The following is a 15436-nucleotide window of genomic DNA, read 5'->3' as shown; positions in this document are numbered from 1 at the left end:
GCCTGGACTGCGCGCCCGATCCACCGACGAGCCCGCCGCCCATGATCCGCTTTGCCATCCGTGCCATCCCGCTGTTGATCGCGGCCGCCCTGCCGGCCGCGGCCGCGACGCCGCCGGCGCCCGATGTCGCTCTGTCGCGCTGCCTGCGCGCCGCGCAGGGCGGCCTCGAATCCGCGCAATGCTATGGCGAGGCCGAGGAGCAGGCGATGGCGCAGCAGGCCCGCCTGCTCGGCGCCCTGCGCGCCAGGCTGGCGCGCCCCGGCCCCTTGGGCACCGACTATCCGGCGGCGGCGAAGCTGCTGGAGGACGGGCAATCCGCCTGGGAAAGCTATGTCGCCGCCGATTGCCGCCTGCTGGAGACGGTCTTCGGCGACGGCAATGCCCAGTCCCTGGCCTCGGCCGATTGCGCGGTGAAGCACCTCGTCGCCCGCAACCGCGGCCTGGAGCAGCTGAAGAAAGACTTCCTCGACTAACGCACCGCCACGCCGCGCTCGCCGGCGGCCTGGCGCTGGGCGATCAGCGCCTGCTCCTGCCGCGCGCCCTCGGCATCGGTCAGGAAGGTGAAGATGGCGAAGCGCTCGCCCTCGGTCACCGGCAGCGCCTCGTGCATCAGGTCGCAGCAGAACAGCACGGCGCCGCCGGCCTCGGGCTCGTAGAGCTCGGGCCCGAACTCGGCGAAGCGCAGCGCGCCGCCGCGATAGGCCCCCGTGTTCAGGTTCAGGCTCATGGCGAAGCGGCGATGCGCGGTGAAGGGGGTGCGGTTGTCGCGATGCGCGCCGAAGCCGCCCCGGTCCTCGGCCGCGTAGCAGCCGATGCGCGGCGCCTCGAAGCTGGCGGCGCGGAAGCGATAGGCGCGCCACAGCTCCGGCAGCACGCGCCGCTCCAGCCGCTGGCGATAGGTGGCGTAGAGCGCGGCATCGTCCAGCCAGACATCGCTGCGCCGCTTGATCTGCTGCGCCGCCCCGGCCGCGCCTTCGGCGGAGGCGACGCGGTCACGCGTCTTCTCGCCTTTCTTCCAATGCGCGATCAGGGTCGCGCAGAAATCGGGCTCCAGCACGCCGGGGATCAGCAGCGCCGGCGCGCCCGTGCGGCGGATTTCCGTCGGTGCCGGCGGCGCTTCGGGCAGCAGGTCCAGCGCCATCTCCAGCGCGCCTTCGCCGCCGCGCAGGAAGGCCAGCCGGCCGCGCGGCGACAGCACGGCGACGGCGTTGTCGGCGACACCCAGCGCGGCGAAGAAGCGGCGCTCCGGGTCGAACAGCCGCACCGGGCCGCTGCCGCGCCGGGCGCCGTCGGGCCTGGCGCCGGTGATCACGACCACGCGGCCCTGGCGCGCGCTGGCCGCGGCCTCGATGGCGGCGAGGCGCTCGGCCCCGGGCGCCCGGCCCAGGATCAGCAGCAGATGCAGCCCGGCCAGGCTCTGGTGGAACAGGTCGAAGGCCTGGCCTTCGGCATCCGGCAGGGCGATCGGCGGCAGCAGGTCGCCGGCGATCAGCGGCGCGGGGCCAGGACGGGCGGAGGGAGCAGCGGAGGCCATGGACATGCCCCGCTTCTGCACCACCCCTGCTGACGGCGCCATCGCGCCGGGATGAACTCGGCGTCAGCCGATCCACCCGAAGGCCGGTCAGCCCGACACCTTCCCCTGCTCGCGCAGGAACACCGCCAACGCCCGCCCGACATGCTCGACATGCGCCTTCAGCAGCAGCCCGGCCTCCCGCGCCTGGCCGGCGCGGCACAGCCGCACCAGCTCCCGGTGCTCGCTGTCGGCACGCTGCAGGCTGGCGGGCTCGGTCGACAGCTGCAGCCGGGTGTAGCGGTCGCATTCCTGCAGCAGGCTGGCCACCAGCGCCTCGGTGCGCGGCTTGCCGGCGCGGCTGTACAGCGCCAGGTGCAGCACCGTGTTCAGCTCGCCCCAGCGCGCCGTGTCGCGCGCCGCCAGCGCCTGGGAATAATCGGCCAGCACCGTCTCGATCCGCGTGAAATCGGCCTCGGTCAGCGCCGGCGCCGAATGCCGCAGCAGCCGCGGCTCCAGCAGCGCGCGCAGCTCGAAGGCCTCCTCCAGCTCGGCGATCGACAGGGCGGCGACCGTCGCGCCCTTGTGCGGCGAGATGCGGACGAAGCCCTCCGCCTCCAGCTGGAACAGCGCCTCGCGCACCGGGATCCGGCTGACGCCGAATTCCTCGGCCAGCATGTCCTGGCGCAGCTGGCTGCCGGCCGGATAGCTGCCGTCCAGCACGCGGCGTCGGATTTCCTCCAGCAGCGCGGCCGAGACGGTGCGGTGCTTCAGGGTGGTCATGCGGTCTCCTGTCGGGCCTTGGGCGGCCTGGGCGGGCGTTCTGTCCTGGGGCGGCGGTGTATCGGCCGCCGGGGGCGCTGTCAGCCCCGCCGACATTGTTGACGAATAGATTGTATAAATTCTACCGTCCTGAGACGACCGCGGCGCGAAACCGCGCCATCGCCACCCTGCCCGGCCTGATTTTTGCTACCCATTCCTTGCTGAACCATCACGAGCCCTGGCCGTCGCCGGCCCGCCGAGGAGTTCCCCGATGACGCTTCACCGTCGCCACCTGCTTGCCGGGGCAGCCGGCCTTGCCGCCGCGGGGGGCCTCGCCACCCCGCATTTCGCCCGCGCCCAGGGCACGGCCGCCAGCCGCAGCGCGACGCTGCGCTTCATCCCCTCGACGCCGCTGCCCTCGCTCGACCCGATCGTCGCCACCAGCTACGTCATCCGCAACCATGGCTACCTGATCTACGACACGCTCTTCGCCACCGACGCCAATTTCCAGATCCGCCCGCAGATGGTGCAGGCCTGGGAGACGGCACCCGACCAGCTGTCCTGGACCTTCCACCTGCGCGACGGGCTGGCCTTCCATGACGGCCAGCGGGTGGGGGCGGCGGATTGCATCGCCTCGATCCAGCGCTGGTCGAAGCGCGACGCCTTCGGCCAGACTTTTGCGACGTTTGTCGAAAGCTATGCGGCGGTCGACGCCCGCACCTTCCGGATCAACCTGAAGAAGCCGTTTCCCCTGCTGCCGGATGCGCTGGGAAAACTCTCGTCCAACGTGCCCTTCATCATGCCGGAGCGGATCGCCTCGGCGGACGCCTCCAAGCCGATCGCCGAAGCCATCGGCTCCGGCCCCTGGGCCTTCCAGCAGCGCGAATGGGTGCCGGGGCAGAACGCCATCTACACCCGCTTCGACAAATACGTCCCGCGCGAGGAAACCCCCTCCTGGGCCGCCGGCGGCAAGGTGGCCAAGATCGACCGCATCGAATGGCTGGCGCTGACCGAGCCCGCCGCCGCCGTCGGCGCGCTCGTCCAGGGCGAGGTCGACTGGTACGAGCAGCCGCCCGTCGACCTGCTGCCCGTCCTCAAGCGCGACCGCAACATCACCATCCAGAACGTGCCGCTCGGCCTGTTCCTGCTGATGCGCTTCAACCACCTGCAGCCGCCCTTCAACAACCCGGGCATCCGCCGCGCGGTGATGATGGCGGTGAAGCAGGACGACTATATGCAGGCCGTCGTCGGCAGCCCCGACTACTACAGGCAGGCAAAGACCTTCTTCACGCCGGGCTCGCCCATGTCCTCAGGCGCCGGCGGGGCGGAGGCCATGAAGGGCGACCTGGAAGCCGCCAAGGCGATGCTGAAGGCCGCCGGCTACGCCAACGAGAAAGTCGTGCTGCTGGCGCCGGCCGACCAGCCCATCGCCTACAACCAGTCCCTCGTCACCCAGGCCCTGCTGCAGAAGCTGGGCATGAATGTCGAGCTCATCTCCACCGACTGGGCCAGCTTCATCGGCAAGCGCGCCAACCGCGGCGGCCCCGACCAGGGCGGCTGGTCGGTCTTCCACACCCTCTGGTCCTGCGCCGACACGCTCAACCCGGCGCTGCACCCGCTGGTGCGGGCGAACGGGGCGACCGCCTGGTTCGGCTGGCCGGAAGACCCGACCCTGGAAGGGCTGCGCGACCAGTGGCTCGCGACCGCCGACACCGACCGGCAGAAATCCATCGCGGCGGAGATGGAAAAACGCGCCTTCGAGACCGTGCCCTATGTGCCCGGCGGACTGGTCGAACAGCCTATGGCCTTCCGCAACAACCTGAAGGGCATGGTGCTGTCGCCCGTGCAGTTCTTCTGGAACCTGGAAAAAGCATAAGACAAAGGCTGGGGGAAAGAATTCCCCCAGACCCCCATCTTCTTTCTATTCCTTAACAGCGGGGTGCCGGAATGGCAGCGGATGTCTATGCGCAACGGGGGTATGGGGCGATCACCCTGGGCTTCGGGGCGAAGCCGGGGCTGGTCGTCGTCGACTTCCAGCGCGGCTTCACCGACCCGGCCTTTCCCATGGGCGGCGCCGCCATGGTCGACCGCGCGGTGCAGAACACCATCCCCCTGATCCGCGCCGCCAAGGCCGCCGGCCTGCCCGTCATCGCCTGCGTCAACGCCTATGACAGCCCCCGCGCCGCACCCCATTGGAAGATCGCGGCCGTCAAGGACTTCGCCCCCGGCTCGCCGGAGGCCGAACTCGACCCGCGCATCGCCGCGGAAAACCCGGACGTGGTGCTGGTGAAATCCGCCCCCTCGATCTTCTTCGCCACCCCCGCCGCCGCCATCCTGACCCGCGAGCGCGTCGACAGCGTCATCGTCGCCGGCTGCATCACCAGCGGCTGCGTCCGCGCCAGCGTCAACGACTGCTTCTCGCTGGGCTTCCGCACCTTCGTCGCCGAGGACTGCGTCGGCGACCACGACCCCGAAAGCCACGCGGTGAACCTGCGCGATGTCGGCCGCCGCTACGCCGACATCATCGACAGCGCCACCGCCATCGCCGAGATCCACCGCTGGCGCGCCCGCAACCAGCCCGACTGACCCGCTCGCAAGCCTCCCCGGATTGCGCTATCGGGGAGGCCATGGCGCCCTCCCCCCTCCGCTTCGAGACGCTGCGCGGCGATGGCCTGCAGCCCTGGCTGCCGCACCTGGCCCGGCTGCGCATCGCCGTCTTCCGCGACTGGCCCTATCTCTACGCGGGCGACGAAGCCTATGAGCAGCGCTACCTGGCGACCTATGCCGCCTCGCCGGGCGCCGCGGTGATCACCTGCTTCGACGGCGACACCCCGGTCGGCGCCGCCACCTGCGAGCCCATGGCCGGGACCCATGCCACGGTGCGGAACGCCTTCACCGCCGCTGCCCTCGACCCCGCCGCCTACTGCTATTTCGGCGAGAGCGTTCTTCTGAGCCCCTATCGTGGCCGCGGCGCGGGCGTGGAATTCTTCCGCCGGCGCGAGGCGCATGCCGCCAGCCTGGGCCTGTCCCGCACCACCTTCTGCGCCGTCGCCCGCGACCCGGCCGATCCGCGCAAGCCGGCCGATTACACCCCGCTGAACGGCTTCTGGGCCAAGCGCGGCTACGCGCCGCTGGAGGGCGTCTCCTGCCGCATGTCCTGGAAGGGTCCCGGCGAGGCATCCGAAAAAGAGCACCGCCTCGACTTCTGGCATAAGGCCCTCGCATGACCCGCCCGCTGCGCCTCGGCCTGCTGCAATATCCCGTGGAGCGTCCCGCCAGCATCCCTGACTGGGGGAAGAAGCTGGACCGCTGGCTGGCCGAGGCCCGCGCCCAGGGGGTGGATCTGGCGGTGCTGCCGGAATACGCCTCGGTCGAGCTCGGCGCCGCGCTGGTGGGCAAGGCGCCTGCGGAGGAGGCGGAGGAGCTCTCCGCCATGGTCGATGCCGCCCCCGCGATCCTCGAGGAAATGCGCGCCGCCGCCCGCCGCCATGGGCTGTGGCTGCAGCCCGGCACGCTCGCCATGCGCAGCGGCGACGGAAAAATCATCAACCGGGCGCCGCTGATCGACCCGGAGGGCCGCCTGGCCTTCCAGGACAAGCACGCCATGACCCGCTTCGAGGCCGAGCGCTGGGGCGTCTCCCCCGGCGCCGCGCCCGCGGTCTTCGACACCCCCTGGGGCCGCATCGGCATCTCGGTCTGCTATGACAGCGAATTCCCCGAGCATGTCCGCCGCCAGGTCGAGGCCGGCGCCTGGCTGGTGCTGGTGCCCAGCTGCACCGACACGCTGCACGGCTTCAACCGCATCCGCATCTCGGCCCAGGCGCGGGCGCTGGAGAACCAGTGCTTCGTCGCCATCTGCGCGACCGTGGGCGAGGCGCCCTGGTCGGCGGCGCTCGACGTCAACCGAGGCCTCGCCGGCGTCTATGGCCCGGTCGATCGCGGCTTCGCCAAGGATGGCGTGGTGACGGAAGGCAGGCTCGACGCGGCGCAATGGGTCTTCGCCGAGCTCGACCCCGCCCGCATCGAAAGCGTCCGCCGCGACGGCGCCGTCTTCAACCACCGCGACTGGCCGCAGCAGCGCTTCGGCGCGGCCCAGCCGGCGGCCTTCGCATGACCCTGGTCTATCTGGTGGCCGGCGAGGCCTCGGGCGACGCGCTGGGCGCCCGGCTGATCGCGGCGCTGCGCGAGGCGCGCCCCGGGCTGGAATTCGCCGGCATCGGCGGCGAGCGCATGGCCGAGCACGGCTTTGCCAGCCTCTTCCCGATGCGCGAGCTCGCTTTGATGGGCCTGCTCGAGGTCCTGCCGAACATCAGAAACCTGTCGCGGCGGCTGGACCAGACGGTGGCCGATATCGCGGCCCGGCGCCCGGCGCTGATCGTCACCATCGACAGCCCGGGCTTCACGCTGCGGGTGGCGACGCGGGCGAAGCCGCTCGGCATCCCGGTGCTGCATTACGTCGCCCCCCAGGTCTGGGCCTGGCGCCAGGGCCGGGTGAAGAAGATCGCGACCCAGGTCGACCGCATCCTGGCGCTGCTGCCTTTCGAGGCGCCCTTCTTCGAGGGGGCCGGCATCCCGGTGCGCTTCGTCGGCCATTCCATCCTGGAATCGGGCGCCGACCAGGGCGATGCCGCCCGTTTCCGCGCCCGCCACGGGCTGGCGCCGGAGGAGCGCGTGGTGCTGGTCATGCCCGGCAGCCGCCGCAGCGAGGTCGGCCGCCTGCTGCCGGTCTTCGGCGAAGCGCTGCGCCTGACAGAGGCCGCCGTGCCCGGCCTGCGCCCCGTTGTCCCCATCGCCGGCCCGGTCGCCGAGGCGGTGCGCGCCGCGGCGGCCAGCTGGCACCCGGCGCCGATCCTGGTCGAGGAGATCGGCGAGAAATTCGACGCCTATGCCGCGGCCCGGGAGAACGGCGCCGGGCTGATCAAGTCGGGCACCTCGTCGCTCGAGGTGGCGCTGGCCGGCGTGCCGATGGCCGTCGGCTACCGGGTCAATCCGATCACCGCCGCCATCGTCCGCCGGCTGGTCAAGGTGCAGCACGTCAGCCTGGTGAACCTGCTGGCCGATGCCCCGGTCATTCCGGAATTCCTGCAGGAGCGCTGCACCCCGGCGCTGCTCTCGGCCTGCCTGACGCAACTGCTGACCGACCCGGCCGCCGCCGCGGCGCAGCGCGAAGGCTTCGCCCGCGTCCTCGGCCTGTTGCGACCGGCCGAGGGCAAGCCCAGCGCCGCCGCCGCCGCCGCCGTGCTGGAGATGCTGGATGCGAGACAGAACGTCGCGTGATTGAGACGGCGCGGCGGGGACATCCGGCCCCGCCCTGGCTAGGCTGCGCTCATGATCGCCGCCCGCAACGACCGCCTGCTGACCCGCCTGCCCGCGCGCCCCGCGCCGGGCGCCGCGCCGGCGCCGGCGCGGCCTGCCCTGCGCTGCGCGATCGAGCCTGCCAGCGCCCGCGCCTTCTTCGAGGCCGCCTGCCTTCCCGCCAGCCCCAGGAGCCCCGCCATGACCGAGCTGCAACGCCTGCTGCAGGAGCTGCCGCAGAACCCCTCGCTGCAGGCCAGCCTCTCGGCCCCCGGCCTGACCCTGGCCCAGGGCGTCGCCGCCGCCCAGGCCGCCGGCTATGCCATCGACGCCGAGGAGGCGCAGCGTTTCCTGGCGGCGCGCGAGGGCGAGCTCTCGGCCGAGGAGCTCGACCGGCTGTCCGGCGGCGACCTGCTGGATCAGCCGATGTTCAACAAGTGAGCCATGCCGAGATCGACCGCCTGCTGGCCGAGCTCGAGGGCCAGCTGGCGCTGCGCGCCGCCATGACCCGCCCCGGCGTCACCCTGGACGAGGCCATCCTGCATGCCCGCGCCGCCGGCTATGGCATCGACCGCCGCGCGGTGCAGAGCTGGATCCTGTCGCGCCAGGGCGAGATGTCGGCGGAGCAGCTGGACGGGCTGGCCGGCGGCGCGGCCTTCCCGCTGACGGTCTTCACCGCCGGCTGAGCCGGGCCGGGGCGATCCCCCCGGCCCGCGCCTGTCAGGCCGCCGCCTTGCGGCGCGCCGCGTCGTACAGCGCCAGGCGCCGCGTCGCCGCCTCGGTCAGGCCGCCGGTATAGTCGAGCCCGGCATCCGGCAGCGTCTCGGAGAAGTGGCAGGCCACCTGCTGGCCCTCGCCGAGCGGGCGCAGCTGCGGCACCTCGATGCGGCAGCGCTCCTGCGCGAAGGGGCAGCGGGTGTGGAAGCGGCAGCCCGGCGGCACCGCCATCGGGCTGGGCACGTCGCCGCCCAGCGGCGTCACCCGCCCGCGCCGCGCCGGATCGGGATGCGGGATCGCCGCCAGCAGCGCCCGCGTGTAGGGATGCCGCGGATTGGCGAAGAGCGCGCGCTTGGTGCCGATCTCCATCACCGCGCCCAGATACATGACGGCGATGCGGTCGGCCATGTGCTTCACGACCGCCAGGTCATGCGCGATGAAAAGATAAGACAGGCCGAGCCGCGCCTGCAGGTCCTTCATCAGGTTGACCACCTGCGCCTGGATCGAGACGTCCAGCGCCGAGACCGGCTCGTCGCAGACCACCAGCTCCGGCTCCACCGACAGCGCGCGGGCGATGCCGATGCGCTGGCGCTGGCCGCCGGAGAATTCATGCGGGTAGCGGTCGGCATGGAAGGGCTGCAGGCCGACCAGCCGCAGCAGCTCCTGCACCTTGGCGGCGCGGCTGGCGGCATTGCCGACGCCATGCACCGCCATCGGCTCGGCGATGGCGTCGCCCACGGTCAGCCGCGGGTTCAGCGAGGCATAGGGGTCCTGGAAGACGATCTGCATGCGCCGGCGCATCGCCCGCATGGCGCCGCCGGTGACCTTGGTGACGTCCTGGCCGTCGAAGCGGATGGTGCCGGCCGTGGGCTCGATCAGCCGCAGCACCAGCCGCGCCGTGGTCGACTTGCCGCAGCCGCTCTCGCCCACCAGCGCCAGGGTCTCGCCGCGGTTGACGGTGAAGGAGACGCCGTCGACCGCCTTCACCGCGCCGACCTGCTTCTGCAGCACGATGCCCTTCTTGACCGGGTAGTGCTTCTGCAGGCCGGTCACTTCCAGCAGGGGGGTGCTCATGCCGGGAACTCCATCGCCAGCGAGTTTTCGACCGGCGCGCGCAGGCAGGCGGCCTCGTGGCCGGGCACGATCTCGCGCAGCGGCGGCAGGTCGCTGCGGCAGGGCCCGATCGCGAAGGGGCAGCGCGGGTTGAAGCGGCAGCCGGGCGGGAAGGCGAAGGGCGGCGGGACCGAGCCGTCGATCGCCAGCAGCCGGTCGCGCTCCTCGTCGAGCCGCGGCACCGAGCCGAGCAGCCCCAGCGTGTAGGGGTGCTGCGGGTCGTCGAACAATTCGCGCGCCGTGGTGCGCTCGACGACGCGGCCGGCATACATCACCGCCACCTCGTCGGCCATCTCGGCGACCACGCCCAGGTCATGGGTGATCAGGATGATCGACATCCCCGTCTCCGCCTGCAGCTCGCGCAGCAGGTCGAGGATCTGCGCCTGCACGGTGACGTCGAGCGCCGTGGTCGGCTCGTCGGCGATCAGCAGCCGCGGCTCGCAGGCCAGCGCCATGGCGATCATGACGCGCTGGCGCATGCCGCCCGAGAGCTGGTGCGGATACTCGTCGAAGCGCCGCTCGGGCGAGGGGATGCGGACGCGCTTCAGCGCGGCGATGCCCTTGTCGCGCAGGTCGCTGGCCGAAAGATGGCCGGAATGCACCTTCATCGCCTCGACCAGCTGGCGGCCGATGCTGTGCACCGGGTTCAGCGAGGTCATCGGCTCCTGGAAGATCATGGCGATCTGGCCGCCGCGCACCCGCCGCATCTCGCTGGTGGAGAGCTGCAGCAGGTCGCGGCCCTCCAGCAGCACGCGGCCTTCGGTGGTTTTGCCCGGCGGCGGCACCAGCCGCATGATCGAGAGCGACAGCATCGACTTGCCGCAGCCGCTCTCGCCGACGATGCCCAGCGTCCGGCCGCGGGGGACCGAAAGATCGATGCCGTCCACGGCACGCACCAGGCCGGAGGAGGTTTTGAAGACCGTGCGAAGGCCTTCGATACGCAGAAGATCCGGCTGCATCACGCCCATCGGAAAGTGGGAGGGGAAATCTTGTCGACCGGGCGATGCGCCCAGTCCTGCTGCGGCGCCCGCGCGATGATCCGCTTCTGGGCTTCATCGAGGTGCGCCGCGGCACCTTCGTAGTCCATGGTCAGCACCTTGCCGTCGCGCACGACCGCCTGGCCGTCGACATGCACCGAGCGGATCGCCCGGTCGCCGGCGGCGTAGATCAGGCTGCGCATCGGGTCGCGGGAGGGGCGCATCTGCGGATGCGTCACATCGACCATGACGAAATCCGCGCGGCAGCCGGGGGCAAGCCGGCCGATATCGTCGCGGTTCAGCGCCGTCGCGCCGCCGATGGTGGCAGCGTCGAACAGGTCGGTCGAGGTCAGGCTGCGCGGGTCCTCGGACTGGGTCCGCGCCAGGTAGGAGACCAGCCGCAGCTCATCCAGCATGTTGTGCGGGTAGGTATCCGTGCCGACGCCCATGTTGACGCCGCGCTTGCGGTAGCGGCCGAAGGACCGCATGGCGATGCCGCGGCGGGCGAAGACCGTCGGGCAATGCGCCACCGTCGTGCCCGTGGCCGCGAGGCGGTCCAGGTCGTTCTCGGTGTGCCACTTGGTCCGCGGGTGATCGTCGAGAAAAATGCCGTGGCCGATGATGGAGCGCTCGGAGAGCAGGTCCATGCTGTCGAGCCAGCCGATCGGCGTGAAGCCGCTGCGGCGGGTGATCTCGTGGAACTCGTGCACGCTCTGCGCCGCGTGGATCTGCCAGGAGAGGTTCTTCTTCGTGGCTTCCTGGAAGCTTTCGCGCAGCAGGGTCTCGGAGCAGGTGTCGATCTGCGCCGGGACCACCATGCCGAACAGGCGGCCCGAGGGGTGCTGCTCGGCGCGCTCGATCAGGCTGAAGGCCTCGGTCATCGACTTCTCGCCGGCGGCCTCGTCCCAGGCATATTCGACCGTGTGGCCGTTCTTGGTGGCCCAGCGCGCCGAGCGGAACATCGGCGCGATGCAGACCCGCATGCCGCTCTCGCCCAGCAGGTCGAGCCAGCCGGGATGCGCCATGGACAGGTCGGCGACCGTCGTCACGCCGGAGAGCAGCAGCTCCGACAGGGCGACGCGGACGCAGGAGGGCACCGCCTCCGCATCCGCGCGGAAGATCGGCATGTATTCGTAGAGCGAAGAATTATACAGGCCGGGGGAGCCGATCTCGTCGATCAGCCCCTTGTTCATCGGCTCCGACGAAGGGTGGCAGTGGATGTTCACCAGGCCGGGCATGACCATCATGCCCTTCCCGTCGATCACCTCGTCCGCCGGGCCGTCATAGCCGCGGCCGACGAAGGTGATCTGGCCATCGCGATAGGCCACCTCCGCATCCGTGAGATAGAGGTGCTGCTTCTCGGTCGCATCCCAGGCGATCACCAGGTCTGCGTTGCGGATGACGGTGGTGGCCATGTCCCTGCCCTTCCTTCTTCTTGTTCTAGCTTAGCGCGTCAGCCGCAGGTCGAGGCCCTTGTAGAGGCCCGCCCCGTAGATGCCGTGCGCCCGCGCGCCCTCGACCCGCTGGGCCGAGGCCACGTAGAGGCTCTCCCGCGCGATCGGGAACCAGACGTTGTTCTGCGCGATGATGCGCTGCGCCTCGCCGATGGCGGCGGCACGGGCCTCGGGCGTCAGGCTGGTCTTGGCGGCGGCCAGCAGCTCGTTGGTGCGCGCGTCGTTCCAGTTCATCCGGTTCGGCGTCGGCCGGTTGGCGCCGTCGAAGTAGAGCGCGAAGCCGTCGGTCGCCGAGATATACGGATAGGACATGACGAAGCTGTCGAATTCCTGCGTCGCCAGCTTGCCCCAGGCCACCGTGGCATCCCACAGCTGGATGCGCAGCTCGATGCCGGCGCGGCGCAGGTCGGCCTGCATCGCCTCGGTCATGCGGCGCCATTCGGCGTTCTGGATGCCATAGACGTTGAAGGAGGCGCGCTCGCCATCCTTGAAGCGGATGCCATCGGGCCCCGCCACCCAGCCGGCCTCGTCGAGCAGCTTCTTCGCCGCCTCGAGGTCATAGCCCGGCACCAGCTTGGCCGCCTCGGCGTCGTAGCCCAGCGTGTTCGGGTTCAGATAGCCGTCGGCCGGCTGCGCCGCGCCGAAGAACACCGCCTTGACCATCGCCTCGCGGTTGATCGCCATGTTGATGGCGCGGCGGATGACGGGGTCGTTGACGACCGGCTTGTCGACCTTGAAGCCCAGGAAGAAGTCCCAGAAATAGTTCGGCTGGGTCACCACCTTGACGGTCGGCACCCGCTGCAGCTGCGCCACGGCGAAGGGCGGCACATACTGGGTGATGTCGCCCTGGCCGGTCTGCAGCGCGGCGAGGCGGGTGTTCGCCTCGGGGATGATGCGCCAGATCACGCGGCCGATCTGCGGCGTGCGGTTCTGGTAGATCGGCGGGCCCCAGGTGTAGTTCGGGTGGCGCGTCAGCACCATGTCCTGGCGCGGCGTCCAGCTGGCCCAGCAATAGGGGCCGGTGCCGTTGAAGCCCTGCACGCCGAAATTGGCGCCCAGCTTCTCGACATTGTCGCGATCGACGACGGAGGCGAAGAACAGCGTCAGCTGGTAGAGCAGCTCGCCGAAGGGCTCGGTCAGCTCGTATTCGACGGTGTAGGCGTCGACGGCGCGGACCTCCTTCACCGGGCCGGCGCGCCAGCGCACCGGGCTGCGGGTCTCGGGCGCGATCCAGCGGTTGATGGTGTAGACGACGTCGGCCGCGGTCATCTTCTTGCCGTCGCAGAAGGTGACGTCCTGGCGCAGCTTGAAGGTGTAGAGCTTGCCGTCCGGGCTGACGGTCCAGCTCTCGGCCAGGCCCGGGCGCACGGTCTTCTGGTCGAAGTCGAGCGAGACCAGCGTGTCGGACATCATGTAGATGACCTCGCCGGCGCTGCGCGCGGTGGAGCGCGCCGGGTCGTAGCGGTCGGCATCGTATTCGCGCAGCACGACCAGGGTGTCGCGCGGGGCGGCCTGCGCCAGGGCATCGGCCGCGGGCACAGCCGCGGCCAGCGACAGCAGGGCTGCCGCCAGGGTCTTCTTCATCAAGCCTCTCCTGCGGGTCCCTCGTCCGAGGGATCCGTTCTAGCTGAAGGGTCGGGCCCACCCGCGCGGGCCGCGCAATACCGTCCGGGCCTTATTGACCCTGGTGCCGGCGGCGCTCGGGGAAGCACCGCCGGAAAGCTGGAGGGGTCCGGTCCACGGGCAGGCGGACCAAACCGACAGAAAAATCAGCTGCGGAGGCGGGGATCCAGCGCGTCGCGCAGCGCGTCGCCCAGCACGTTGAAGGCCAGCACCACCACGAAGATCAGCACGCAGGGGATGACCGCGATATGCGGGGCGAAGAACAGGAAGTTGCGGCCCTCGGAGGCCATGGCGCCGAGCTCGGCCAGCGGCGGCTGCGCGCCGAGGCCGAGGAAGGACAGCGCCGAGCCCAGCAGGATCACCTGGCCGAAGCGCAAGGTCGCGAAGACGAAGATCGGCGACAGGCAGTTAGGCGCCAGGTGATGCAGGATCAGCCGCACGTCGCCCATGCCGGTGGAGCGCGCCGCCTCGATATAGTCCATCCGCATGACGACCAGCGCGGCGCCGCGGACGATGCGCGCCATCAGCGGCACGGTCGCGACCGACAGCGCCAGCACCACCGCCGGCACGCCGGGGCCGAAGATGGCGGCGATGGCCAGGCCGAACAGGATGGCCGGGAAGGACAGCAGCACGTCCATCAGCCGCATCAGCAGCCCGTCGATGCGGTTGTAGAAGGCGGCGGTGAAGCCGACCAGGGCGCCGGCCAGGCCGCCCAGCAGCACCGAGGCCATGCCCATCATCATGGTGATGCGCAGGCCGTGGAGCAGCCGGGTGATCATGTTGCGGCCCTGGCTGTCGGCGCCGAGCAGCAGCCCGTCGGTGCCGGGCACCGCCATGGCATTGGCCAGGTCGTTGTCGAAGGGGTCGGTCGGCGCCAGCCAGGGCGCGAAGACCGCCGCGCCGATCAGCAGCACGACCAGGACGAAGGCGATGGCGGCCACCGGCTCGCGCAGCAGGCGCTTCAGCATGCCCGGGCGCTTCGGCATCGAGGCCGCCACCGGCGTGGCGGCAGCCGCCGCCGCGGAATTGATGCTGGCCATGCTCAATGCCCCCGCATGCGCGGGTCGAGCGCGACATAGAGCACATCGACCACCAGATTGACGAGGATGAAGCCGAGCGACAGCACGATGATGGTGCCCTGCGCCATCGGGAAGTCCGAGGACAGGATGGCGCCGACCGCCAGCCGCCCGACGCCCGGCCAGGAGAACACCGTCTCCGTGACCACCGCGCCACCGAGCAGGAAGCCGATCTGCAGGCCGATCAGCGTGACCACCGGGATCAGCGCGTTGCGCAGCGCGTGGTGCAGCACCACCGCGCTTTCGCTCAGGCCCTTGGCGCGGGCGGTGCGGACATGCTCGGCGCTGAGCACCTCCAGCACCGCGGTGCGGGTCATGCGGGCGACGGGGGCGATGAAGGTGCCGCCGAGCGTCAGCGCGGGCAGCGCCACCGACTGCCAGCCTTCCAGCGTCCAGAGCGGGCCGCCGCGGCCGGTGAAGGGCAGCAGCTGCCACTGGAAGCCGACATACCAGATCAGCATCAGCCCGAGGAAGAACACCGGCACCGAGCCGCCGGCCACCGAGAAGGCGGTGACCGCGCGGTCCAGCACCGAGCCGCGCCAATAGGCGGCGATGGTGCCCAGCGCGATGCCGATCGGGATCGACCAGAACAGCGAGGCGAACATCAGCTCCAGCGTCGGGCCGATGGTGCCCGACAGCTCCTGCGTCACCGCGACGTTGTTGATGATGGAGACGCCGAGGTCACCCTGCAGCAGCTTCCACAGATAGATGCCGAACTGGACATAGAGCGGCTGGTCGAGGCCGAGCTCGCGCCGGATCTCGTTGACCAGCTCGACCGTGGCGGTGGGGCCGGCGCGGACGATGGCAGGGTCCGTCGGCACCACCTGCATCAGCAGGAAGCCAATCAGAAGGACGCCCAGCATCACCGGGATGGTGGTCAGCAGGCGTTGCAGTACATGACGCAGCATT

Annotated in this window: 16 protein-coding genes; 8 read left to right on the top strand and 8 right to left on the bottom strand. The window is 70.8% G+C overall.

What is annotated here, in order from left to right; translation table 11 throughout:
- Positions 1-41: 41 nt before the first annotated feature.
- A complete protein-coding gene (locus GVN67_RS02740; protein WP_159992736.1) occupies positions 42-473 on the top strand; it encodes a lysozyme inhibitor LprI family protein in 432 nt (143 codons plus the stop codon).
- On the opposite strand, the gene GVN67_RS02735 is transcribed toward GVN67_RS02740, so the two are convergent.
- Both GVN67_RS02735 and GVN67_RS02730 read right to left on the bottom strand, forming a co-directional pair.
- The gene (locus GVN67_RS02735; protein ID WP_159992735.1) at positions 470-1540 is read right to left on the bottom strand and encodes a 2OG-Fe(II) oxygenase family protein; all 1071 of its coding nucleotides are present in this window, start codon (positions 1538-1540) and stop codon (positions 470-472) included. The genes GVN67_RS02740 and GVN67_RS02735 overlap by 4 nt on opposite strands.
- An 81-nt stretch (positions 1541-1621) precedes the next feature.
- Positions 1622-2293 (bottom strand): GntR family transcriptional regulator, encoded by a 672-nt coding sequence (locus tag GVN67_RS02730; RefSeq protein ID WP_159992734.1) that lies wholly within the window; start codon positions 2291-2293, stop codon positions 1622-1624.
- Positions 2294-2543: 250 nt separating this feature from the next.
- Between GVN67_RS02730 and GVN67_RS02725 the strand changes: the two genes are divergently transcribed.
- The 7 genes from GVN67_RS02725 to GVN67_RS02695 all read left to right on the top strand — a co-directional run bounded on the left by GVN67_RS02725 (position 2544) and on the right by GVN67_RS02695 (position 8253).
- Entirely contained in the window at positions 2544-4148 is a 1605-nt protein-coding gene (locus GVN67_RS02725) for an ABC transporter substrate-binding protein (RefSeq protein ID WP_159992733.1), read from the top strand.
- Positions 4149-4219: 71 nt separating this feature from the next.
- Entirely contained in the window at positions 4220-4858 is a 639-nt protein-coding gene (locus GVN67_RS02720) for an isochorismatase family protein (protein ID WP_159992732.1), read from the top strand.
- 41 nt (positions 4859-4899) lie between these two features.
- On the top strand, positions 4900-5499 hold the full coding sequence (locus GVN67_RS30295) for a GNAT family N-acetyltransferase (RefSeq protein ID WP_200845098.1): 600 nt from the start codon (positions 4900-4902) through the stop codon (positions 5497-5499).
- On the top strand, positions 5496-6386 hold the full coding sequence (locus GVN67_RS02710; protein ID WP_159992731.1) for a carbon-nitrogen hydrolase family protein: 891 nt from the start codon (positions 5496-5498) through the stop codon (positions 6384-6386). Before GVN67_RS30295 ends, GVN67_RS02710 begins: the two co-directional genes overlap by 4 nt.
- Positions 6383-7549 carry a lipid-A-disaccharide synthase gene (gene lpxB / locus GVN67_RS02705; protein ID WP_159992730.1) on the top strand — a complete coding sequence of 389 codons (1167 nt, stop codon included), beginning with the start codon at positions 6383-6385 and terminating at the stop codon, positions 7547-7549. The genes GVN67_RS02710 and lpxB overlap by 4 nt, the downstream gene beginning before the upstream one ends.
- Before the next feature lie 51 nt (positions 7550-7600).
- Complete coding sequence (locus GVN67_RS30420; protein ID WP_159992729.1) at positions 7601-8008, top strand: Nif11-like leader peptide family RiPP precursor; 408 nt, start codon at positions 7601-7603, stop codon at positions 8006-8008.
- On the top strand, positions 8005-8253 hold the full coding sequence (locus GVN67_RS02695; protein WP_159992728.1) for a hypothetical protein: 249 nt from the start codon (positions 8005-8007) through the stop codon (positions 8251-8253). The genes GVN67_RS30420 and GVN67_RS02695 overlap by 4 nt, the downstream gene beginning before the upstream one ends.
- 34 nt (positions 8254-8287) lie before the next feature.
- Here the strand turns inward: GVN67_RS02695 and GVN67_RS02690 are convergent, their stop codons facing one another.
- The 6 genes from GVN67_RS02690 to GVN67_RS02665 form a co-directional block, all read right to left on the bottom strand.
- A complete protein-coding gene (locus tag GVN67_RS02690; protein ID WP_159992727.1) occupies positions 8288-9358 on the bottom strand; it encodes an ABC transporter ATP-binding protein in 1071 nt (356 codons plus the stop codon).
- Positions 9355-10356 carry an ABC transporter ATP-binding protein gene (locus tag GVN67_RS02685; protein WP_159992726.1) on the bottom strand — a complete coding sequence of 334 codons (1002 nt, stop codon included), beginning with the start codon at positions 10354-10356 and terminating at the stop codon, positions 9355-9357. Before GVN67_RS02685 ends, GVN67_RS02690 begins: the two co-directional genes overlap by 4 nt.
- Positions 10356-11789, bottom strand: a complete 1434-nt coding sequence (locus tag GVN67_RS02680) for an amidohydrolase family protein (protein WP_159992725.1) — start codon at positions 11787-11789, stop codon at positions 10356-10358. The genes GVN67_RS02685 and GVN67_RS02680 overlap by 1 nt, the downstream gene beginning before the upstream one ends.
- A 30-nt stretch (positions 11790-11819) precedes the next feature.
- Positions 11820-13412 (bottom strand): ABC transporter substrate-binding protein, encoded by a 1593-nt coding sequence (locus GVN67_RS02675; RefSeq protein WP_159992724.1) that lies wholly within the window; start codon positions 13410-13412, stop codon positions 11820-11822.
- 185 nt (positions 13413-13597) lie between these two features.
- A complete protein-coding gene (locus GVN67_RS02670) occupies positions 13598-14491 on the bottom strand; it encodes an ABC transporter permease (RefSeq protein ID WP_159992723.1) in 894 nt (297 codons plus the stop codon).
- 2 nt (positions 14492-14493) lie between these two features.
- A complete protein-coding gene (locus GVN67_RS02665) occupies positions 14494-15435 on the bottom strand; it encodes an ABC transporter permease (RefSeq protein WP_159992722.1) in 942 nt (313 codons plus the stop codon).
- Between the last annotated feature and the right edge of the window lies 1 nt (position 15436).

Origin of the sequence: Roseomonas sp. 18066, assembly GCF_902706185.1 — a bacterium.
Classification (GTDB): Bacteria; Pseudomonadota; Alphaproteobacteria; order Acetobacterales; family Acetobacteraceae; genus Pseudoroseomonas.
Note: the sequence above shows the minus strand (reverse complement) of the source record. Positions and strands in the feature narration are given on the sequence as shown.